The sequence below is a fragment of the Trinickia sp. LjRoot230 genome, from assembly GCF_964253315.1.
Taxonomy (GTDB): Bacteria; Pseudomonadota; Gammaproteobacteria; order Burkholderiales; family Burkholderiaceae; genus Trinickia.
In genome coordinates, this window is record NZ_CAXUQX020000001.1 from 2,132,441 (window position 1) to 2,153,909 (window position 21,469).

Annotated in this window: 20 protein-coding genes and 1 other RNA gene; 6 read left to right on the forward strand and 15 right to left on the reverse strand. The window is 62.6% G+C overall.

What is annotated here, in order from left to right:
- Positions 1 to 16: 16 nt before the first annotated feature.
- The 4 genes from ispG to ndk all read right to left on the reverse strand — a co-directional run bounded on the left by ispG (position 17) and on the right by ndk (position 4,358).
- Positions 17 to 1,309: a flavodoxin-dependent (E)-4-hydroxy-3-methylbut-2-enyl-diphosphate synthase gene (gene ispG, locus ACSQ20_RS09940; protein ID WP_436019417.1), complete on the reverse strand. Its 1,293-nt coding sequence runs from the start codon at positions 1,307 to 1,309 to the stop codon at positions 17 to 19.
- Positions 1,310 to 1,394: 85 nt separating this feature from the next.
- Positions 1,395 to 2,519: a helix-turn-helix domain-containing protein gene (locus ACSQ20_RS09945; RefSeq protein ID WP_436019419.1), complete on the reverse strand. Its 1,125-nt coding sequence runs from the start codon at positions 2,517 to 2,519 to the stop codon at positions 1,395 to 1,397.
- A 147-nt stretch (positions 2,520 to 2,666) separates the two neighbouring features.
- Positions 2,667 to 3,818 (reverse strand): 23S rRNA (adenine(2503)-C(2))-methyltransferase RlmN, encoded by a 1,152-nt coding sequence (gene rlmN, locus ACSQ20_RS09950; protein WP_436019421.1) that lies wholly within the window; start codon positions 3,816 to 3,818, stop codon positions 2,667 to 2,669.
- A gap of 114 nt (positions 3,819 to 3,932) precedes the next feature.
- On the reverse strand, positions 3,933 to 4,358 hold the full coding sequence (gene ndk / locus ACSQ20_RS09955; protein WP_436019423.1) for a nucleoside-diphosphate kinase: 426 nt from the start codon (positions 4,356 to 4,358) through the stop codon (positions 3,933 to 3,935).
- 257 nt (positions 4,359 to 4,615) lie between these two features.
- On the opposite strand from ndk, the gene ACSQ20_RS09960 reads away from it, so the two are divergent.
- Positions 4,616 to 5,314, forward strand: a complete 699-nt coding sequence (locus tag ACSQ20_RS09960) for a Bax inhibitor-1/YccA family protein (protein ID WP_436019425.1) — start codon at positions 4,616 to 4,618, stop codon at positions 5,312 to 5,314.
- A gap of 93 nt (positions 5,315 to 5,407) precedes the next feature.
- On the opposite strand, the gene rlmD is transcribed toward ACSQ20_RS09960, so the two are convergent.
- Positions 5,408 to 6,799, reverse strand: coding sequence for a 23S rRNA (uracil(1939)-C(5))-methyltransferase RlmD (rlmD, locus tag ACSQ20_RS09965; RefSeq protein ID WP_436023026.1), 1,392 nt, complete (start codon positions 6,797 to 6,799; stop codon positions 5,408 to 5,410).
- A gap of 107 nt (positions 6,800 to 6,906) precedes the next feature.
- Between rlmD and ACSQ20_RS09970 the strand changes: the two genes are divergently transcribed.
- On the forward strand, positions 6,907 to 7,761 hold the full coding sequence (locus ACSQ20_RS09970; protein WP_436019427.1) for an endonuclease/exonuclease/phosphatase family protein: 855 nt from the start codon (positions 6,907 to 6,909) through the stop codon (positions 7,759 to 7,761).
- Positions 7,762 to 7,789: 28 nt separating this feature from the next.
- Here the strand turns inward: ACSQ20_RS09970 and ACSQ20_RS09975 are convergent, their stop codons facing one another.
- From ACSQ20_RS09975 to surE, 5 genes are read right to left on the reverse strand one after another with little or no spacing between them, the layout of a single operon-like run.
- The gene (locus ACSQ20_RS09975) at positions 7,790 to 8,566 is read right to left on the reverse strand and encodes a 3'-5' exonuclease (RefSeq protein WP_436019429.1); all 777 of its coding nucleotides are present in this window, start codon (positions 8,564 to 8,566) and stop codon (positions 7,790 to 7,792) included.
- 38 nt (positions 8,567 to 8,604) lie between these two features.
- The gene (rpoS, locus tag ACSQ20_RS09980) at positions 8,605 to 9,702 is read right to left on the reverse strand and encodes an RNA polymerase sigma factor RpoS (RefSeq protein ID WP_436019431.1); all 1,098 of its coding nucleotides are present in this window, start codon (positions 9,700 to 9,702) and stop codon (positions 8,605 to 8,607) included.
- 11 nt (positions 9,703 to 9,713) lie between these two features.
- Positions 9,714 to 10,682, reverse strand: a complete 969-nt coding sequence (locus ACSQ20_RS09985) for a peptidoglycan DD-metalloendopeptidase family protein (RefSeq protein WP_436019433.1) — start codon at positions 10,680 to 10,682, stop codon at positions 9,714 to 9,716.
- Between the two features lie 5 nt (positions 10,683 to 10,687).
- Positions 10,688 to 11,518, reverse strand: a complete 831-nt coding sequence (locus ACSQ20_RS09990; RefSeq protein WP_436023028.1) for a protein-L-isoaspartate(D-aspartate) O-methyltransferase — start codon at positions 11,516 to 11,518, stop codon at positions 10,688 to 10,690.
- Positions 11,515 to 12,273 (reverse strand): 5'/3'-nucleotidase SurE, encoded by a 759-nt coding sequence (surE, locus tag ACSQ20_RS09995; protein WP_436019435.1) that lies wholly within the window; start codon positions 12,271 to 12,273, stop codon positions 11,515 to 11,517. The genes ACSQ20_RS09990 and surE overlap by 4 nt, the downstream gene beginning before the upstream one ends.
- A 160-nt stretch (positions 12,274 to 12,433) precedes the next feature.
- On the opposite strand from surE, the gene ACSQ20_RS10000 reads away from it, so the two are divergent.
- Positions 12,434 to 13,408: an NADPH:quinone oxidoreductase family protein gene (locus tag ACSQ20_RS10000; protein WP_436019437.1), complete on the forward strand. Its 975-nt coding sequence runs from the start codon at positions 12,434 to 12,436 to the stop codon at positions 13,406 to 13,408.
- A 46-nt stretch (positions 13,409 to 13,454) separates the two neighbouring features.
- Here the strand turns inward: ACSQ20_RS10000 and ACSQ20_RS10005 are convergent, their stop codons facing one another.
- The 5 genes from ACSQ20_RS10005 to ffs all read right to left on the reverse strand — a co-directional run bounded on the left by ACSQ20_RS10005 (position 13,455) and on the right by ffs (position 18,422).
- Positions 13,455 to 14,660: a CaiB/BaiF CoA transferase family protein gene (locus tag ACSQ20_RS10005; protein ID WP_436019439.1), complete on the reverse strand. Its 1,206-nt coding sequence runs from the start codon at positions 14,658 to 14,660 to the stop codon at positions 13,455 to 13,457.
- A 38-nt stretch (positions 14,661 to 14,698) separates the two neighbouring features.
- Positions 14,699 to 15,295, reverse strand: coding sequence for a recombination mediator RecR (gene recR, locus ACSQ20_RS10010; protein WP_436019441.1), 597 nt, complete (start codon positions 15,293 to 15,295; stop codon positions 14,699 to 14,701).
- A gap of 73 nt (positions 15,296 to 15,368) precedes the next feature.
- Entirely contained in the window at positions 15,369 to 15,695 is a 327-nt protein-coding gene (locus ACSQ20_RS10015) for a YbaB/EbfC family nucleoid-associated protein (RefSeq protein WP_436019443.1), read from the reverse strand.
- 106 nt (positions 15,696 to 15,801) lie between these two features.
- Complete coding sequence (gene dnaX, locus ACSQ20_RS10020; RefSeq protein ID WP_436019445.1) at positions 15,802 to 18,186, reverse strand: DNA polymerase III subunit gamma/tau; 2,385 nt, start codon at positions 18,184 to 18,186, stop codon at positions 15,802 to 15,804.
- Positions 18,187 to 18,323: 137 nt separating this feature from the next.
- Positions 18,324 to 18,422: signal recognition particle sRNA small type (gene ffs, locus ACSQ20_RS10025), an RNA gene on the reverse strand.
- A 345-nt stretch (positions 18,423 to 18,767) separates the two neighbouring features.
- Here ffs and trxA point away from each other — a divergent pair.
- The 3 genes from trxA to ACSQ20_RS10040 all read left to right on the forward strand — a co-directional run bounded on the left by trxA (position 18,768) and on the right by ACSQ20_RS10040 (position 21,462).
- Positions 18,768 to 19,094 (forward strand): thioredoxin TrxA, encoded by a 327-nt coding sequence (trxA, locus tag ACSQ20_RS10030; RefSeq protein WP_436019447.1) that lies wholly within the window; start codon positions 18,768 to 18,770, stop codon positions 19,092 to 19,094.
- A gap of 189 nt (positions 19,095 to 19,283) precedes the next feature.
- A complete protein-coding gene (gene rho / locus ACSQ20_RS10035) occupies positions 19,284 to 20,546 on the forward strand; it encodes a transcription termination factor Rho (protein ID WP_436019449.1) in 1,263 nt (420 codons plus the stop codon).
- A gap of 61 nt (positions 20,547 to 20,607) precedes the next feature.
- Positions 20,608 to 21,462, forward strand: a complete 855-nt coding sequence (locus tag ACSQ20_RS10040) for a zinc-dependent peptidase (protein ID WP_436019451.1) — start codon at positions 20,608 to 20,610, stop codon at positions 21,460 to 21,462.
- Positions 21,463 to 21,469 lie beyond the last annotated feature (7 nt).

A 21,469-nucleotide genomic window follows, 5' to 3' on the forward strand; every position in this document is an offset into this window, starting at 1 on the left:
GGTTGGCGGTTGGCGCTCAGTTCGCGACACGCTCGCGGCCATAGCGGCGCTCGACATACTCGCTCACGATTTGCTGAAACTCTTCGGCGATGCGCTCGCCGCGCAACGTCTTGACCTTTTCGCCATCGACAAAAACCGGTGCGGCCGGATTTTCGCCAGAGCCCGGCAAGCTGATGCCGATGTTCGCTTGCTTCGATTCGCCTGGACCGTTGACGATGCAGCCCATCACCGCGACGTGCATTTTCTCCACGCCCGGGTATTGCTCCCGCCATACCGGCATCTGCCCGCGCAGATACGATTGAATCTGCGACGCCAGTTCCTGGAACAGCGTGCTCGTGGTTCGGCCACATCCGGGGCACGCAATCACCATCGGCGTGAACGAGCGCAGACCCATGGTCTGCAAAATCTCCTGGCCGACGATCACTTCACCGGTACGCGACGCGCCCGGCTCGGGCGTCAGCGAAATGCGGATCGTGTCGCCGATGCCCTCTTGCAGCAAGACGCCGAGTGCCGCCGTCGAGGCGACGATGCCTTTGGAGCCCATGCCCGCCTCGGTAAGGCCGAGGTGCAGCGCGAAGCGGCAACGGCGCGCGAGCTCGCGATAAACGGCAATCAGATCTTGTACGCCGCTCACCTTGCACGAAAGGATGATCTTCTCGCGTGGGAGCCCGAGTTCAACAGCGCGCTCAGCCGAGCCGATAGCCGATTGAATCAGCGCCTCGTACATCACGCTTTGCGCCTCCCATGGCACCGGGCGAGCACCGTTCTCGTCCATCATCTTCGCGAGCAGATCCTGATCGAGGCTGCCCCAGTTCACGCCAATGCGCACGGGCTTGTCGTAGCGGATCGCCGCTTCGATCATCTGTGCGAACTGCGTGTCGCGTTTGGCGCCTTGCCCGACATTGCCCGGGTTGATACGGTATTTCGACAGCGCCTCTGCGCAGGCGGGATGGTCGCGCAGCAACAGGTGTCCGTTGTAATGGAAGTCCCCCACGAGCGGGACGAATACCCCCATGCGGTCGAGCTGCTCGCGAATGGCGGGAACGGCCTGCGCGGCCTCGGGTGTATTCACCGTTATGCGCACGAGCTCGGAGCCCGCTTGCGCGAGCTCTTTGACCTGGATAGCCGTGCCGATCGCATCGGCCGTATCCGTATTCGTCATCGACTGAATGCGCACAGGCGCATCCCCGCCGATCGTGACGAGCTGACCGCCCCAGCGAACGTCGACGGCGTGCGACGCTCTGCGTAGAAGCGGTCCGCCGGAAATCGGCACAGAAGAACAAATCTGGCTGCTGCTGTCGGATTGCATCGAAAGGCCTGTTAGTCCTGTTAGTCCTGTTTGTGCTCAAAGCACCGCTAAAACCATTGCGGCCACACCGGTGCGGCGCGAGGCGTCATGGCAACGAGAAACGCGACACGTTGCCTTTAGCCGCGCTGTACTTCGCCACGTCCACCGCTTTGCCGTCGAGCGTGACCGATTGCAGCCCGGCCCGATTGCCCGCAACGACCTTGAACGGCTGCTCGCCCGCTATTTCCTTCGTTTCCCCGGGATGCACGATGCCGGAGAACACTTCCTTGCCGCTCTTGTCGCGCACGCTGAACCAGCTGTCCTGCATCACCTTCAGTCCAATTGTTGCCGAGCCGGCCGCAACTGCGGCTGGCGCCGCACTGCTTGCCACGGCAGCCGGCGCCGGCGTGTTGGCCGCAGCGAGCGGTTCGATTGCCGCAGGTCCGGTCTGCGCCGGCTGCACCGGTTGCTGAACCGCAGACGCGGGCGCATTGGCCAGAACCGAGGATGATGCCATCGCTGCCGCCCCTTGCTCGCCGGAAGCCGCCAGAGCGGGCGGATTTGCCGTCACCGCACCTTCCTCGACGCCAGCCGCCGCACCTGACGCGCCAGCCTGACCGGACACCGTCGTCGATGTCCCGCTCGAATTGGCGGCCGCGCCATTTGCGCTCGCTTTCAGGCGCGCGAGCCAAGCGGGCGATTCCCCGCCCCCGCTGTGCCACATGACCAGCGCGATCAAGCCGACGACGACCGCTGCGGCGCCCCACCACCACGATCGATGCCGCGGCGCGCCGCCGAGCGACACGGACACCCGCCCGCGCGGCAGGTCGGTGCCCGTCGAAGCCGGCATGGACAGATCGGGCTCAGGCTCACCCTTCTCGCGACGCAGCGCGCTCACGAATGGCGCCGCATCCACCCCGAGCATCTTCGCGTAACTGCGCACGACGCCGAGTGCGAAGGTCGTTCCCGGCAGGTGGCTGATGTCGCCCGCTTCAAGCGCACGCATCTTCGGGGGCGGCACCTTGAGACGAGCGGAGACATCGTCGACCGACCACCCTTTTGCTTCGCGCAGCTGCGCCAGCCGCGCCCCTGCGGCGGCCAGCGATTCGAACGAAGCCGGACGCGCCGGCCCACCCGGCTGCGGCGCGGCGTTGCGCGCGGCAGAAGGGGGCCCCGATTGCCCGATGTTCGTCTGAGTGCCCTCTGTGTCCGGATGCTGCGGCTCACTCATCCCTGATCCTCGCGTCGATTCTTTTTCACTGTGCGCTCCAGCCGTAGCCGGATTCGCAGACCGTTTATAACAAAATGCGCGGCAACGCGTACCGCTTTTGTGCTTCTTTTCGCTTTGCGTGCCGCCGGGTGCCGCCAAGCGTCGCGCTCAATCGGCGCGCCGCAATTCGATGATTCTTTCCGCCCGCTCCATGCGCTGCGCGATGCGCGTGCGATCCTGGACCGCGCCCGCCAACTGCCCGCAGGCGGCGTCGATGTCGTCTCCGCGCGTCTTGCGTACGGTGGTGATAATGCCTGCGTCCATCAGAATCTGGGCAAACCGCTTGATGCGCTCCGGTTTCGATCGCACGAGCCCCGACTCCGGAAACGGATTGAACGGAATCAAGTTGAATTTACACGGCACGTCCGCGGTGAGCGCGAGCAATTCGCGCGCGTGCGCATCGGTGTCGTTCCTGCCATCCAGCATGCAATATTCGAACGTGATGAAATCGCGCGGTGCCACGCGCAAGTAGCGCTGGCAGGCCGCCATCAGTTCGGCGAGCGGATATTTTCGATTCAGCGGCACAAGTTCGTCGCGCAGCGCATCGTTGGGCGCGTGCAACGATACCGCGAGCGCCACCGGCAAATCGGCCCCGAGCCGGTCCATCATCGGCACGACGCCGGAGGTCGATACGGTCACGCGGCGACGCGACAGGCCGTAAGCGTTATCGTCCAGCATCAGCCGCAGCGCGGGCACCAACGCGTCGTAGTTCAGTAGCGGCTCGCCCATCCCCATCATGACGACGTTCGTGATCACACGCTCGCCCTTTGCGTCCGGCCGCGCATCGGCACCGGCCGGGGCACGTGCGGCGCGCAAAGCGAACTCCGCCATGCGCAACTGGCTGATAATTTCCGCCGTGCTCAGATTCCGCGAAAAACCCTGCTTGCCGGTGGAGCAAAACCGGCAGTTCACCGCGCAGCCGGCCTGCGACGATACGCATAAGGTTCCGCGTGTTTCTTCCGGGATGAAAACGGTTTCTACCGCGTTGCCGTTGCCAACATCGACGAGCCATTTGCGCGTGCCGTCAGTGGACACGTGATCGCTGACGACACCAGGCATCACGATCGCCGCGCGGCCTTTCAGCTTTTCGCGCAGCGATTTCGCGAGATCGGTCATGCCGTCGAAATCGGCGGCATTGTATTGATGGATCCAGCGCTGTAGTTGCTTGGCGCGAAACGGCTTCTCACCGAGGCTGTCGCAATAGGCGACGAGGCCAGCGGCGTCGAGGTCGAGAAGGTTGACGGTTGAACTGCTCGTCATATCGAATCCTGCTGTTTCACTGCAGCACCGTTCGTGCCACCGCGCCCGTATTGCGAGGCGATGGCCGGCCCCGTGCCGTTCGCACCATCCCGGGCCTTGCGCCCGGCTCGGCGATCAGCGCGAATAAACGTTGATTTCCGGGAAGAAAAAGGCGATTTCGACGCGCGCCGTTTCCGCGCCATCCGAACCGTGCACGGCGTTGGCATCGATGCTGTCCGCGAAATCTGCGCGGATCGTGCCCTTTTCCGCCTTTTTCGGATCCGTCGCGCCCATCAGGTCGCGGTGCTTCAGAATGGCGTTTTCGCCTTCGAGCGCTTGCACCATCACCGGGCCCGAGATCATGAATTCAACAAGATCATTGAAAAAAGGGCGCGCGGCATGCACGGCGTAGAATTTCTCTGCGTCGGCGCGCGACAATTGCGCCATACGCGCCGCAATGATCTTCAAGCCGGCGTTCTCGAACCGGCTATAAATCTGGCCAATCACGTTTTTCGCCACTGCATCAGGCTTGATAATCGACAGGGTGCGCTCAATCGCCATAAAAACTCCAAAGAATTAAGGGGTTAGGATTTCTAACGAATCTGCAATTGTAGCACGTTCCAGTGTATGATTGCGATGGAACCCTTACGAGGGTGAAAGGTTCAAAAGCGATTGGAAGTGCCGCGCCGGCATGCGTTGAAACTCCAGCCGCCGGTACCTATCTTAGTGTCGGGACGTGTCGAAACGGAGCCGCTCATACTGACGGCAATTCCGATGATGGCACCCCAATGTCACTGCGTTTTACGCAAGGAGAAAGCATGAACGACTACCCGTACAACTTCGGCCGCGGCGGGGCGCTCACCACGGCGGAGACCCGCAACCGCGTGCTGAGGAACACTTACTGGCTGCTCGCGCTGTCAATGGTGCCCACGGTGCTCGGCGCGTGGATCGGCGTCGTCACCGGTTTCTCGCTCTTTGCCGCAACAAGCCCGGCCATGAGCATGCTCGCGTTCTTCGCCATCGCGTTCGGCTTCATGTTTGCAATAGAGCGCACCAAGAACAGCAGCATCGGCATTGTCGTCCTGCTCGGCTTCACGTTCTTCATGGGGCTGATGCTCTCGCGGCTGTTGAGCTTCATCCTCGGGTTCTCGAACGGGCCCTCGCTCATCATGCTCGCGTTCGGCGGCACCGGGGTTATCTTCGCGGCCATGGCGACGATCGCCACCATCAGCAAGCGCGACTTCTCGGGCCTCGGCAAATGGCTGTTCGTCGGCGTGATCGTGCTGCTGCTGGCCATGGTCGCGAACATGTTCCTGCACCTGCCGGCACTGATGCTGACGGTTTCCGTTCTCGCCATCGTGATTTTTTCGGCCTACATGCTCTTTGACGTGCAGCGCGTGGTCAACGGCGGCGAAACCAACTACATCACGGCCACGCTAGCCATCTACCTCGACCTGTACAACGTGTTCGTCAATCTGCTGTCGCTGCTCGGCATTTTTGGCGGCAACCGCAACTGATCGCAACAGGTTGCAAGCGGCCGCATGCAGCATCGCGTGAGAAAAAAACCGGCCACTCGGCCGGTTTTTTATTGCCGCAACCCCGGTGGCAAATCAACCGCGCTCGAACAGCGCGATCGACTCCACGTGCGACGTGTGCGGGAACATGTTGACGACACCAGCACCCTTTAACCGATATCCCGCTTCGTGTACCAGCAAGCCGGCGTCCCGCGCAAGCGTCGCGGGATTGCACGAGACGTAGACAATGCGCTGCGGTAACGGCCCTGCGCCGCTTTGAGCGATTTCCGCCAGCGCTTTGGCGACGGCGAGTGCGCCCTCGCGCGGCGGATCGACGAGAAACTTGTCAAACGCGCCCAGCGCGCGCAAGTCGTCCGCCGTGACTTCGAACAAGTTGCGGCATGCGAACGACGTATGCGCGTCCACGCCGTTTTCCTTCGCATTGCCCAGCGCGCGCGCGGTCAACACCTCGCTGCCCTCGATGCCCATCACCTCACCCGCCAGTTTCGCCAGCGGCAACGTGAAGTTGCCCAGGCCGCAAAATAGATCGAGCACGCGGTCGCTTCGTGCAGGCGCAAGGAGTCGAATAGCACGCGCCACGAGAACACGGTTGATCGCGTGGTTGACCTGAGTGAAATCGGTCGGCTTGAACGGCATACGTATGCCGAACTCGGGCAACGTGTAATCGAGCGCAACGTCCAGCGGATAAAATGGCACCGCGGTATCCGGCCCTTTGGGCTGAAGCCAGAACTGTATGCCTGCGTGCTGGTCGGCAAATGCGCGCACCTCATTTTCGTCATCGGCAGTCAGCGGCTCGAGCACACGCAGCACAAGGGCCGTGACACTCGCACCCACGGCCACTTCGATCTGCGGTAGCCGGTCGCGAATCGACAAGCGCTCGACCAACCGCCGAAGCGGCACAAGCAACGCCGAGACATGCGGCGGCAGCACTTCGCAACTCGTCATGTCGGCCACGTAGCTGCTCTTTTTTTCGTGGAAACCGACGAGCACGCCCCCCTTTTTCGCGACGTGCCGCACTGTGAGCCTGGCGCGGTAGCGGTATCCCCACGACGGGCCGTGAATCGGGCGAAACACCGTTTCGGGTCGAAGCTTGGCCAAATGCCACAAATTGTCTTCCAGCACGCGCTGCTTTACCGCAACTTGCGCGCGGGCGTCGAGGTGCTGCATCGAGCACCCTCCGCAAGTTCCGAAAAACGCGCATTTTGGCTGCGTGCGCATGACGCTTTCGCGCAACACGTCGACGACTTGAGCCTGCTCGAAACTCGCCTTCTTTCGGTAACTCGAATACGTCACGCGCTCGCCCGGCAACGCCCCTTCGACGAAGATGACTTTGCCCGGCTCGCCATTTTCATCGACGAGCCGGCCGACACCGCGCGCCTCCATATCGAGCGAATCGATTTCGAGAATCGGGGCGGGAGCGGTTGAGGTAGCCGGCGTAGTGTGCGTGACGTGTTTGATTGGCAAAATAGTATGGCGGGAAGATTCGGACACCGGCTTTTTCCTGACGAGCATAAAACGACAGGCGAGATTGTAGACGAACGGAGCGCTGTGGCAGCGCGATGGAGGACGCGACGATGCGGTTACTCAACTGGAATATCCAATGGGGGCGCGATGCGCAAGGGAGCGTCGATCTCGCGCGCACTGTCGACGAAGCGCAACGGCTCGTCGATTTCGACGTGCTCGCGCTACAAGAAGTGACCCGCGGGTTTCATGCGCTGCCAGGCGGCCCCGCCGACGACCAGTTCGAACAGCTCGCCACCGCCCTTCCCGGCTTCACCGTGCTCGATGCGATCGGCGTGGATCTGCCCCCGCTCGAACACGGCCGCCCGCGTCGGCAGTTCGGCAACGCGCTGGCGACGCGGCTGCCGGTTGAGCGCGTCATTCGCCATACGCTGCCCTGGCCCGCGGACGCGGGATCGCCGTCCATGCAACGCGTCGCGCTCGAAGCGGTATTGCAGGCACCGAGCGGGCCACTTCGCGTCATCGTCACGCATCTGGAATTTTATTCGCTCGCCCAGCGGCTCGCGCAGGTCGAAGCATTGCGGCAGATGCATCGGGAAGCCGCTGATCACGCGGCACACCCCGCGCCCGCGGAAAACGCGATTGGCCCGTTTGCCGCAACCGATCGGCCCGCCAGTGCGATCGTGTGCGGCGATTTCAATAGCGAATTCGGGTCGCAGGCCTATCAGCGGTTCCTGGCGCCGTTCGACGATGCACCGTCGTTCATCGACGCGTGGGTGGCGCTACACCCTGGCCGGAAACCGCCGCCGACAGCAGGCGTCTACGACAAGGTGCAGTGGTCGACGGGCCCCATCGCATGCGATTTCGTCTTCGTGACGGACGATTTGCGTGCACGGTTGCGCCGATGCGAGATCAATGGTGCCACCCGTGCCTCCGATCACCAACCTGTTCTGTTGGAGTTGGCGTAGGGGTATGCGTAGGCGTTAAGCGCAGTGCTCAGACGTCGAAGGCCGCCAGGTACTCGGCCCAATGCGTGGCGGGCTCCTGCGCCAGCGATTGCTTCACGAAAGCGATTTCATCGTCGTATTCGGCGGACGAAAACCCGCCGCGCATCAGCTGAAACCGGCAGTAAAGCAAATAGGTATTGAGCACGTCAGTTTCGCAATAATTGCGAATTTCCTCGATGCGCCCTTCCTGAAACGCCGCCCAGACGCGCGCACCGTCCATCCCTAGTTTGCCCGGAAAGCCGCAAAGCTTCGCCAGCGCATCGAGTGGCGCATTCGCGCGTGATTGGTACATCGCAAGGACGTCCATCAAATCGGTGTGGCGGGCATGGTAACGACTAATGTAGTTATTCCATTTGAATTCACGATCGTCGCCACCCAAGTCCCAGTAACGCGACGCGGCAATGCCGTGTACGAGCGCCCGATAGTGCAGGACCGGCAGGTCGAAACCGCCGCCGTTCCACGAGACGAGTTGCGGCGTGTACTTTTCGATCACGCGGTAAAAGGATTGAACCAGCGCGGCCTCGCCATCCTCCGGCGTGCCGAGCGAACGCACGCGCAGACCGCTGCGATCGCGAAAAACGCAGGAGATCGCAGCGACGCGCTGCAAATAGTGCGGCAGAAATTCACTGCCCGTCTTTTCGCGGCGCGCAGCGAATGCGTGATCCGCAACCTGTGCGTCAGTCATCGACGCAGGCAGCGCATCGAGCCGGCGAATGCCGTCGACATCGGGAATCGTCTCGATGTCGAAAACGAGAATGGGTGTCATCCAGGACCTGCGGACGTGGGACTAAAAAGGCTAATCGGCTAGAGCACAGCGTCTTTGCGCACGCCGTTGGAGGCGAAAAAACGCTTTAACCGGACAAGCGCTTCTTGTTGAATCTGCCGCACGCGCTCACGCGTGAGCCCCATTTCGTCCGCCAACTCTTCAAGCGTGGCTGGCTCGATGTGGTTCAGGCCGAAACGACGTTCGATTACGTGCCGATGCTTGTCCGACAACCGCGACAGCCACGCGCGCGTCAACGTCTCGAGTTCGCGGTGCTGCACTTCGGCGTCGGGCGATTGGCTTTGTTCGTCCGAAAGCAGATCGAGCAAACTGCTGGCCGGATCGAGATCGAGCGGCGCGTCGAGCGACGCTGTGTGCTCGTTGAGCGCCAGAATATCGGTGACCTCATCGGTCGTTTTGCCGGTGAGGTAGGCGATATCATCGATGCTAGCGTCGCGGCGCTCGTTCGCTTCGCCCGAGTTCATCGAATTTTTCTCGAGATGACGCTTCGCGCGGAGCACTTGATTCAACTCGCGGATCACGTGCACAGGCAGCCGCACCGTGCGCGCCTGATTCATGATCGCCCGTTCTATGCTTTGCCGAATCCACCATGTAGCGTATGTTGAAAACCGGAAGCCGCGCGTCGGATCGAATTTTTCGATTGCGTGCATCAACCCGAGATTGCCTTCTTCAATCAAGTCGAGCAACGGCACGCCGCGGTTCAGATAACCCTTGGCGATGCTGACGACGAGCCGCAGATTCCGCTCGATCATCACCTGCCGCGCCTCGAATTCGCCGGCCTTCGCAAGCCGCGAGTAGCGTTGCTCCTCCTCGACCGTCAAAAGCGGCTTCACGCTGATGCGATTGAGGTAATGCTGGATCGTGTCGGCCGTCAGCTCAGCTTGCAGCAACGCACGAAAATCGTCGGGATCGGGTGCGGCCTCGGCCGCGGCTTCCCGCGGCTCCGCGTCCTCGCCGGCGTCCGCCGGCTCCCGCGCCTCGAATTCGGTGTCCGCGTCGGCTGAGTCGTCGTCACGCTCGGTCGTCGAAGCGCCCGCGTCCTGCGCCGGCTCTTCCTGCGCAACACTCGTTAGCGTTTCCGTATCGGCTTGCTGCTTGGGGCGCTTCGATTTCGGCATGATCGTATCGCTTAGTGCGACGGCAAGTATTTCATCGGGTCCACGGGTTTGCCTTGCAGGCGAACTTCAAAGTGCAACATCACGCGACTCGCATCGCTTTTCCCCATCTCGGCGATCTTTTGACCTCTCGTCACCGAGTCCCCCTCTTTTACCATCAAAGCGCTGTTGTGTGCATATGCGGTCAGATACGTTGCGTCGTGTTTGATGATAATGAGATTGCCGTATCCGCGCAGCCCATTTCCTGCGTAGACGACGCGCCCATCAGCTCCGGCCTTGATCGGATCGCCAACCGAGCCGCCAATATTGATGCCTTTGTTCGTCGAATCGTTGAACGTCTCGATGATCGGACCGCTCGCAGGCCACGAGAACTTGATCGCTCCGCCTGCCTGTGCCGGCGCGCTCGCGCCGTTGGCCGCGACAGGCGGCTGCGGTGCAATGGTCGTGGCCGTCGAGCCGCCCACCATGGGCGGCATCGAACCGTTCGTGGCCGGTGCAGGTGCAGGTGCAGGCGCCGGTGTCGGTGTCGGCGCGGATGCCGCGTTGCCCGCAAGCGGCGCGCTTTGCCCAGCGCCCCCGTTGACGACGGGCGCCGTGGCAACACCCGGCACCGTCGCGGCGGCATTGGCACCCGGCGGCACGACGCGCAGGAGCTGATCGACTTCGATCTGATTGGGATTCGTGAGATTGTTCCACGCCGCGATATCGCGATAGTTCTGCCCGTTTTCGAGCGCTATGCGGTAAAGCGTGTCGCCAGGCTTGACGCGGTAGTAGCCAGGCGGAGGCGGACCGAGCGGCGCAGCCGGCGGTGTGCCCGAGGCCGACGGCGTAGCCAGCACGCCCGTGCGATCGACGACAGGCGCCTGATCGAGGCGCGTCGCGCAAGCCGCAAGTGCCGATAGGGCTACCGCACAGATGACGCGTTGGGCGGCGGCGAGCCGGCCGTTCATGTTATTTCTTCGCATCGCGCGCAACGTAAACATCGGTGTCAAATCACTCCGGATTTTAAGGGGACAAAAAAAACGCGATCAAGCTGCGACTCCCGCCACTGGTTCGGCCCCACACGCTCGACCAGCGTCAGCACCTGAGCCTGGCCGCCGAGCGCCGCAACGGGCGCAATGAGCCGCCCGCCCACGGCGAGTTGCTCCAGCAACGCTTGCGGTACATCGAAACCCGCCGCGGCGATCACCACTGCGTCGAACGGTGCTGCTGCCGGCAAGCCAATGCGCCCATCACCGTAATGCAGTCGAATATTGGGCACGCGCAGCGGCCGCAAGTTGAGCTTGGCGCGCTCGTAAAGCGGTTTGATTCGTTCAATCGAATAAACATCGCGCGCAATCTGACTCAACACAGCCGCCTGATAGCCACAGCCGGTACCGATCTCGAGCACGCGATCCAGCGTGCGCCCGGTTGCAGCCAGCTCGAGCATGCGGGCAACCACCGATGGCTTCGAAATCGTCTGCTGGTGGCCGATCGGCAGCGCCGAGTCTTCATAGGCCTGGGTTGCGAGGCCGGGGTCGACAAACATGTGACGCGGCATCACAGCCATCGCATTCAGCACCCGCGTGTCGCGGATTCCATTTGCCCGAAGCCGTTCGACCATTCGCTCGCGAACCCGTTCCGATGTCAGCGCGTGCGACGCCGCTAGCGGTACAGCCGGTGCGGCCATTTTGTCGGCCGCTTGCGACGCGAGCATGTCAGACCGACGCCCGGCCGCGTCGCGCGCACCCATGCGGGCGTCGTTGCCCGCGCGCGCGCGCGGCTTACGCTCGAGGTCGGCGAGCCCGAGCGGGAAACGCCTGGCGCGCTCGCTCGTCATGAAGCGCGGCGCCCAGTGCGCGTCCATTCGCGTGTCGCGGCAAGCATTTGCGTGTGGGTAAGGTCGAGTTGCAACGGCGTAATCGACACGCGGCCCGCTGCAAGCGCATGAAAATCGGTGCCCTCGCTTGCATCGAGCGCCGCACCGGACGGGCCGATCCAGTAGATCGGCTCGCCGCGCGGATTCGTTTGGCGAATCACGGGCTGCGACGGGTGGCGTTTGCCGAGCCGCGTCACTTCCCAGCCCTGCATCTCGTCATACGGCAGGTTCGGAATGTTGACGTTCAAGAGCGGATGACCAGGTAACGGATGCGACAGAAAATGCTCGACGATTTCGCGCGCAACGCGCGCTGCATCCTCGAGATGCGCCCAATCCTTTTCGACCAGCGACAAAGCGATTGCTGGCACACCGAACATCACGCCCTCGGTGGCCGCCGCAACGGTACCCGAGTAAAGCGTGTCCTCGCCGACGTTCTGGCCGTTGTTGATCCCCGAGACGACGAGATCGGGTTTGTGATCGAGCATGCCCGTCAGCGCAATGTGCACCGAATCCGTCGGCGTGCCGTTCACATAATAAAAACCATCGGCCGAACGCAGCACCGACAGCGGCCGCGACAGCGTCAGAGAGTTCGAAGCCCCGCTGCAATTTTGTTCTGGCGCCATCACCGTGACGTCGCCAAGCGGCTTCAAGGCGTGATAAAGCGCGGCCAAGCCAGGCGCCAGATAACCGTCGTCGTTACTCAGTAAGATTCGCATTCGGCGATTGTAACCGAGGACGTCGCGCCGCTGATCGCTTACGCCAGCCCATTCTGATCGGCAGAGGGCCGCACGAAATGCACGGTCGTTCGCGCCGGATTACACTGCCTCGCATCGGTCACCATCCGTCGCAATCCGTCTCACCCTAAGAGGAGAAACCATGCGCGCCATTCGCTGCCATCGATATGGGCCGCCCGCCACGCTCGTCGTTGAAACATTGCCCGATCTCGTGCCCGGGCCCGGAGAGGTCGTGATCGACGTGAAAGCTGCGGGCGTCAATTACCCCGACGTGCTCGTCATCGAAAACAAATATCAATTCAAGCCGGCGCTACCGTTTACGCCCGGCTCGGAGATCGCAGGTATCGTGCGCGCCATCGGCGAAGGCGTAACCCGTTTGCAGGTCGGCATGCCAGTTGCCGCGTTCGTACGAATAGGCGGATTCGCCGAGCAGGTGGCGGCACCGGTCGACGCCTGCGCGCCGCTACCCGAAGACGCCGATCTTGCCGTGGCCGCGGCATTCACGCTCGCGTATGGAACCTCTCATCACGCGCTGGCCGATCGCGCAGCGCTGCGGCCCGGAGAAACCGTGCTGGTGCTGGGCGCGGCAGGCGGCGTAGGTCTTGCCGCAATCGAGATCGCCAAGGCGCTCGGCGCGCATGTCATCGCGGCTGCGTCGAGCGATCAGAAGCTCGCTGTCTGCCGCGCGCACGGTGCCGACGCGACAATCCAGTACGACCGTGAGAACCTGCGCGAACGCATTGCCGCGTTGACCGACGGGCGCGGGCCCGATGTCGTCTATGATCCGGTCGGCGGGGCCTATGCAGAGCCCGCGTTCCGCAGCATTGCTTGGCGGGGACGCTATCTGGTGGTCGGCTTTGCGGCCGGCGACATTCCGCGCTTGCCGCTCAACCTCGCGCTTCTGAAAGGCGCCAGTCTCGTTGGCGTGTTCTGGGGCGAGTTTGCCCAACGCGAGCCGCAACGCAATCATGCGGCGTTCGAGACGCTCATGCGCTGGCTGCGCGAGGGCAAGCTGCGCCCGCATATCAGCGCGCGCTATACGCTCGACGAAACGCCGCAAGCGCTTGAAGCGATGGCAAGCCGGCGCGTGACGGGCAAAGTGATCATCACGCCGTGACACGCAGCCAGCACAACGCCGTTGCAGTGCTCCGCTCCGCTCCGACTCAGACGATCTTGCGCTCGCGCAGCGCGGCAATCGCTTCGTCAGCGTAGCCCAGCGTGCGCAGGACCTCGTTGGTATGCTCGCCCAACGCTGGGCCGAGCCAGCGTGTGCCGCCGGGCGTGTCGGAGAGCTTCGGCGTCACGTTCGGCAGCGGCACGTCCACCTCGCCCTGCCATTTGAACCGCTGAATCATTTCTCGCGCCGCGTATTGCGGATCGTCGAACATATCGGCGACGCTATAGATGCGCCCGACCGGCACGTCGACGGCATTGAGCCATTCGAGCGCTTCGTCGATCGTGCGCTCGGCCAGCCACGCTCCGATTGCATCGTCGATTTCCTGCGTGCGCGGCACGCGGCCATCGTTGTGCGCGAGCGTAGGGTCGTCCGCCAGATCCCTGCGGCCGATCGCGGTCATCAAACGCTTGAAGATCGGATCGCTATTGCCCCCGATGACAATTTGGCCGTCCTTGCAGGAATAGGTATTCGACGGCACGATGCCGGGCAGCGCCGCGCCCGTGCGTTCGCGCACCGCGCCATAGACGCCATATTCCGGAACGATCGCTTCCATCATGTTGAACACGGCTTCGTAAAGCGCAACATCGACGACCTGGCCTTTGCCGCCGTTCACCTGCCGGTGATGCAGCGCCATCATCGCCCCGATTACAGCGTGCAGCGCTGCAATCGAATCGCCGATTGAAATGCCGATGCGCGGAGGCGGCAAGTCCGGATAACCGGTGATATGTCGCAGCCCGCCCATCGCCTCGGCCGTCGAACCGAAGCCCGGTCGATCGCGATAAGGCCCGGTTTGGCCGTAACCCGACAGACGCACGAGCACGAGCCCCGGGTTCTCCGCGCTCAGCACGTCGTAGCCGAGGCCCAGCTTTTCGAGTAGGCCTGGGCGAAAATTCTCGACCACGATGTCGGCTTCGCGTACGAGCCGGCGCACGATTTCCTTGCCCTCGGGCGCCTTCAAATTGATCGTGACGGATTTCTTGTTGCGCGCCTGCACCGCCCACCAGAGCGATGTGCCGCCCTCCCGCGGATGCAGCAGGCGCCATTTGCGCAGCGGGTCCCCGCCATTCGGATCTTCGATTTTGATGACTTCGGCACCGAATTCGCCGAGAAAACGCGCGGCAAATGGCCCTGCGATCAACGTGCCGAGTTCGAGCACTTTGATACCCGCTAACGGGCCGGCAGTTGCGGTCATGTTTTTCCTTTCATCAACAAATGGCGTACCCAAACGGCTTAGAGTGATCGTCTGTCCAGCATCGCACGGGCGATCGTCCCCGCGTCGACGTATTCAAGCTCGCCACCCACCGGAACGCCGCGCGCGAGCCGCGTCACCGAAAGCGCCCGCGCCTTGAGCGTCTGCGCGAGGTAGTGCGCAGTCGCCTCCCCTTCGTTCGTGAAATTCGTTGCCAGCACAACTTCTTTGACGATTCCGTCGCAGGCGCGCTTGACGAGGCGGTCGAAATGGATTTCCTTCGGCCCGATGCCGTCAAGCGGACTCAAGCGGCCCATCAGCACGAAATAGAGCCCGCGATAAGTCATCGTCTGCTCGAGCATGATTTGATCGGCGGGCGTTTCGACGACACACAACAACGATGCATCGCGCGACTCGTCGCTGCACACGTCGCAAATGTGCGCCTCCGTGAAGGTATTGCACTTTTCGCAGTGATGCAGATGGGTCGTCGCAAAAAGCAACGAGCGGCCAAGCCGCTCAGCGCCCTCGCGATCATGCTGCATCAGGTGATACGCCATACGCTGCGCGGATTTCGGACCGACGCCGGGCAGCGCACGCAGCGCTTCGACGAGTGCAGCAAGAGCGGACGGCTGTTTCATGGAGATGGCGACGAAAGGCGGCGCCGCGCCTGGGCAGGCACAGCGCGCCAACGATTGGTGAGGGGGCGCGCGCTCAGAACGGCAGCTTGAAGCCCGGCGGCAACGGCAAACCTGCCGTCATGCCGCCCATCTTTTCCTGAGCCGTTGCTTCGGCCTTGCGTGAGGCATCGTTGAATGCCGCGACAAGGAGATCCTCGAGCATGTCTTTGTCGTCGGCCAGCAGGCTCGGATCGATCGTGATGCGCCGCACCTCGTTCTTGCAGGTCATCGTCACCTTGACGAGTCCTGCGCCGGATTGCCCTTCGACCTCGATCTGCGCAAGTTGCTCTTGCATCTTCTTCATGTTTTCCTGCATCTGCTGCGCCTGCTTCATCAGCCCGGCAAGTTGGCCTTTCATCATGGACGTGCTCCTTGATCGATGTGAATAGTGAATACGTAGCGTGCGGCACCCGGTCTTGCCGGATGCCAGGCATCAGGCAGCCGCGATTGCGGACAAGCCGGTTCGCTCAGGACGCCGCGGCCCCGGCGTCGGGCGTCACTGGCTTGATCGAGTTCGGCACGATGCTCGCCCCGAATTCCCGAATCAGCGACTGGACGAACGGATCTGCGCCAATTTCGCGTTCCGCCTCGTGCTGCCTTTGAGCCCGAGCGGCGGCGGCCAATGCTGCGGCCGTGCGGCGCGCCGGCCCGACTTCGACGGATACCTCCAAGCCCTTACCGAGCCGCTCCTCGAGCGCGTCTCGCAACTTCGCCACCTGTGCGGCTTCCGCATATTGCGGCACAGGCACGCTCAGCGTCAGCTTCTTGCGGTCGAGTGCGATCAATTCACTGTTGAAGGCGAGTTGATGCGCAACGCCCTTGAGCGAAAGCCCTTCGGCGAGCGCCGGCCAATCGCCCGCGAACCCGATCGCATCGAGCATGACGGCGGGAGGCAGCGTGCTCAGATCGATCACGGGCGCCGCTTGTGAACCCGTCATCGACACCGCGCCGCGCCGCGCGGTGTCGTCCGCATTGTCGGCATTCGAGGTGGAGAAGTAAGCGTCTTCCGCAAACGAAGATGGGCCATCGTCGAACGCGCTGTCGAAAGCTTGTGCGTCGTCCCACGGCGGCGGCGATTGCGGTGCGGCAGCGGGTGCTGCGGCGGCGCCGCCAGCTTGCCGCGCACGCGGCGCCGGAACGACCACCGGTTTGCGCGGCACCGCTTCTTTGCGAGCAGGCGCGGCAGCCGGCTTGGCCGCGCTTGCGACCCGGTTGCGGTCCGTCGACACGCGCATGCCGGCGCTGCGCAGCACTTCGAGCGCGGCGCTGGCGCCGGCGTTGCGCCCCGCGGCGGGCAATGGCTCGGCCGACTGCGGCACCGGCCGTTCGTCCTGGGGCTTGACTGCTTGCTCGCCACTGCGCACGGGCGGCACGGGGGCCGGGTTGTCCATTGCATGCGGCTGAGAATGTTCGGTCAACCCGACACTTGCGGGAGCATCAGCATCGGACGCGCCGACGCGATCGCTCGATACTGGCGTCGAATCGGATACACGCGGCGTGGCTGTGAACTCGGGACCTGCGTTGGAAGCTCGACGCGGCAGTGCGGGAACTTCGGCTCGCGGCGCAGGCATTGGCTGCTCGGCGCGAGGCGCAACCGTCTGCGCGACCTCGCGCGCGGGGACGGGCGACACGCCGGCCGAAGCGTCTTGCGCTACACCACCTTCGCTCGATTGCGCCGACACCGGGCTCGAACTACGCCGGCTGGCCGCGCCGGCAACCGGCGCCGTGGCGCGTGGGGCCGGCCCGGCCGGGCCGCCTGCGCCTGGCGCCGCCGGCTCGAATGCCAGCATGCGCAGCAGTGTCATCGTAAAGCCGGCGTACTCGTCGGGCGCCAGTGCCAACTCGTTTCGGCCGATCGTTGCAATTTGGTAGTAAAGCTGGACCTGCTCGGGTGTCAGCATCTGCGCGAAGCGGCGCACGTCGTTCGCCTCCGGCCAGTCGTCGAGCACCGACGACTGCGCGAATTGCGCCCAGCCGATACGGTGAAACAGGCTGGCAAGATCTTGCAGCGCGGTCGAAAACGACAGGCTGCGCAAGGCCATTTCGTCGGCGATATCGAGTACGCGCGGGCCGTCGCCTTCGACGAGCACTTCGACGAGCCTAATCAGATAACTTTGGTCGAGTGCGCCCAGCATGCCGCGCACCGCCTCTTCGCTCACTTGGTTGGCCGAATAGGCGATGGCCTGATCGGTCAGCGAAAGCGCGTCGCGCATGCTGCCTTCTGCGGCACGCGCCAGCAAACGCAGCGCCTGTGGTTCGAACGCGATCCCTTCGGCGCCGAGGATATGTTCGAGATGCCCGACGATATGTCCGGCCGGCATCTGTTTCAAATTGAATTGCAGACAGCGCGACAGCACCGTCACCGGAATCTTTTGCGGGTCCGTCGTCGCGAGAATGAATTTGACGTGCGGCGGCGGCTCTTCCAGCGTCTTCAACATCGCGTTAAACGCGTGGTTCGAGAGCATGTGCACTTCGTCGATCATGTAGACCTTGAAGCGCGCGTCGACCGGCGCATAGACCGCACGTTCGAGCAGTGCCGCCATTTCGTCCACGCCGCGATTGCTGGCCGCATCCATCTCGACGTAGTCGATAAAGCGCCCCTCATCGATTTCGCGGCAGGCGCGACACACACCGCAAGGCGTCGACGTAATGCCCTTTTCGCAGTTGAGCGCTTTCGAAAAGATGCGCGACAGCGTCGTCTTGCCGACACCGCGGGTGCCGGTAAAGAGATAGGCGTGGTGCAGGCGTGCGCCGTCGAGTGCGTGCGTGAGCGCACGCACGACATGTTCCTGGCCTACGAGGGAAGCGAAATCCTTCGGCCGCCACTTGCGTGCGAGAACTTGATAGGTCATCGGGCAATTGTATCAGCAACGATGCGGCGCACGACCCCCGAACGCGGAGCCGAAAACCCGAGCGCAACCGATGGAAAAACGGCGGAAAACAGGAAGAGGAAAACGGAAGAAAAGGAGCGGAGAAAAACAGAAGCGAAGGTGACGAGCCTGACCCTCGGCACTGGCGGAAAACGGCTGTGGCTGCTTCGTTCCCGACCTGACCAGGTTGACCGCACCTCCATGCGAGGAGGCCCGTCACTTCGCATTCTATCACCGCCACACGCGTTACGCGATTCCCTTTTTATCGCCGTCGAATGCGTGCGCGTGCGCAACGTCCCAACGTTGGAACACTCCGCGACGCAGCCACTCACCCGCGCCGCTATCGGCTTCGTACGACGCATAGCAAATTGGGCTAAGATGGCAGCCAGCCGATTTCTAACCGGCGAGCCGCGGCAAAAACGCAGCAGGCTCGCGCCGCCTCCCCGCTGCCGTTGCGTTTCAGCGCACCACCCCGGGGCAGCACCGCCGGAACGTTTTCCCGTTTTGGTGTATCTTGGCGGGCAATTCAGTCTCGGGCGCGAAACCCCAAGAGGTACATTTACATGAGCGAACAAATCAAGCACATCAGCGATGCATCGTTCGAGCAGGACGTCGTCAAATCCGACAAGCCCGTATTGCTCGACTTCTGGGCCGAATGGTGCGGCCCCTGCAAAATGATTGCCCCCATCCTCGACGAAGTGGCCAAGGATTACGGCGAACGCCTGCAGATTGCCAAGATCAACGTCGACGAGAACCAATCGACGCCGGCGAAATTCGGCGTGCGCGGCATTCCGACGCTGATCCTGTTCAAGAACGGCGCAGTGTCGGCGCAGAAGGTCGGCGCGTTGTCGAAGTCGCAATTGACCGCGTTCCTCGACAGCCACCTGTAACCGAACCGGCGGGCTTGTTGTCCCCATGCAACAAGCCCGTGCAACGCCTGATCGGCCGAATAAACGGCACTTGGCGTATGCTATGCTAGAATCATAAGACTTCCAGAAAACGTATAAGTCCTTGAGCGGTTCCGCTCATTCTCTTCCCAATCCTTTCGTCGCACCTTCTCTCCCCGGCGGGATCTCCGTATGCATTTATCCGAGCTTAAGTCTCAGCACGTGTCTCAATTGATCGAGATGGCGAATGGCCTCGAGATCGAAAGCGCGAACCGACTGCGCAAGCAGGAATTGATGTTCGCGATTCTCAAAAAACGCGCCAAGACCGGCGAGACGATTTTCGGCGACGGCACGCTCGAAGTGCTGCCCGACGGGTTCGGCTTCCTGCGCTCCCCGGAAATGTCGTATCTCGCAAGCACCGACGACATCTATATCAGCCCGTCGCAGATCCGCCGCTTCAATCTGCACACGGGCGACACGATCGAAGGCGAAGTCCGCACACCGAAAGACGGCGAGCGCTACTTCGCACTCGTGAAGGTCGACAAAGTCAACGGGCAGCCGCCCGAGGCCTCGAAACACAAGATCATGTTCGAGAACCTCACGCCGCTGCATCCGAACAAGCCGCTTTTGCTCGAGCGCGAAATGCGCGGCGAAGAAAATGTGACCGGGCGCATCATCGACATGATCGCGCCTATCGGCAAAGGCCAGCGCGGCTTGCTCGTCGCTTCGCCGAAGTCGGGCAAGACGGTCATGCTTCAGCACATCGCGCATGCAATCAAGCAGAACCACCCCGACGTCGTCCTGTTCGTGCTGCTGATCGACGAGCGCCCGGAAGAAGTGACGGAAATGCAGCGCTCGGTGACGGGTGAAGTAATCGCCTCCACGTTCGACGAACCGGCCACGCGCCACGTACAGGTCGCCGAAATGGTGATCGAGAAGGCCAAGCGGCTCGTCGAAATGAAGCACGATGTCGTGATTCTGCTCGACTCGATCACGCGTCTCGCTCGCGCCTACAACACGGTCATTCCCGCCTCGGGCAAAGTGCTGACGGGCGGTGTCGATGCCAACGCGCTGCAACGTCCGAAGCGCTTTTTTGGCGCCGCGCGCAATATCGAGGAAGGCGGTTCGCTGACCATCATCGGCACGGCGCTGATCGAAACAGGCAGCCGGATGGACGACGTGATCTACGAAGAGTTCAAGGGCACCGGCAACATGGAAGTGCACCTCGAGCGGCGTCTGGCGGAAAAGCGTGTCTACCCTTCGCTCAATCTCAATAAGTCGGGTACGCGCCGCGAAGAGTTGCTGATCAAGCCCGAGATCCTTCAGAAGGTCTGGGTGCTGCGCAAGTTCATCCACGACATGGACGAAGTCGAAGCGATGGAATTCCTGCTCGACAAGGTTCGCCAGACGAAGAGCAATTCCGAGTTCTTCGACATGATGCGCCGCGGCGGCTAACACCAACGGCGCAAAAGAGGCCGGCGGTTGATGCCGGCCGCTGACCGATCCTCATCGCTCCATGCTTTCCAAGATCACGCGCTGGCTCGGCACGCGCCGCCGCGAGCGCGCGTTGCGCGAGCACCCGATCGCCGATGATGTCTGGCAAGCCACCCTCGCCGGCCTGCCGTTCCTATCGCATCTCGATACAGCCGATCTCGGTCGGCTGCGAGAGATGACGAGTCTTTTTGTCGCTCAAAAATCGTTTTCGACCGCGCACGGGCTCGAGTTGACCGACGAAATGATCGTCGCCATCGCGGTTCAAGCCAGCCTGCCGGTGCTCAATCTTGGTCTCGATCTCTATCGCGGCTGGGTGGGCATCGTCGTCTATCCGGGCGAGTTCGTCATTCGCAAGACCGTCGAAGACGAAGACGGCGTCGTGCACGAGATCGAGCACGACGCGAGCGGAGAGGCATGGGAGGGCGGCCCCGTCATTCTGTCGTGGGAAGACGCGCAAATGACCGACGAGCACGACGCCTACAACGTCGTCATTCACGAGTTCGCCCACAAGATCGATATGCGAACGGGCGAAGCGGATGGCCATCCTCCGCTTTTCCGGCGCTGGCATGCGCCGCTCGACGCGCAGCAATGGTCGGATGTCTTCGATCATGCTTACGATCGCTTTTGCGATCAGGTCGACGCCGTGCCGAAAAGACGCTGGACGCGTTTTGAGCGCGAATCGCTCATTGACCCCTACGCCGCCGACCATCCGTCGGAGTTCTTCGCGGTCTGTAGCGAGGCGCTCTTCGTACAGCCGCACGCGTTCGAAGCGGCGTACCCGGAGCTTTACCGCTTGCTCGCCCGTTACTATCGTCAAGATCCGGCCCGCACGGGCGTGCTCGGCGCCGGCGAAGCAAAGCTTTCGCCAACAGACTGATTTTCTG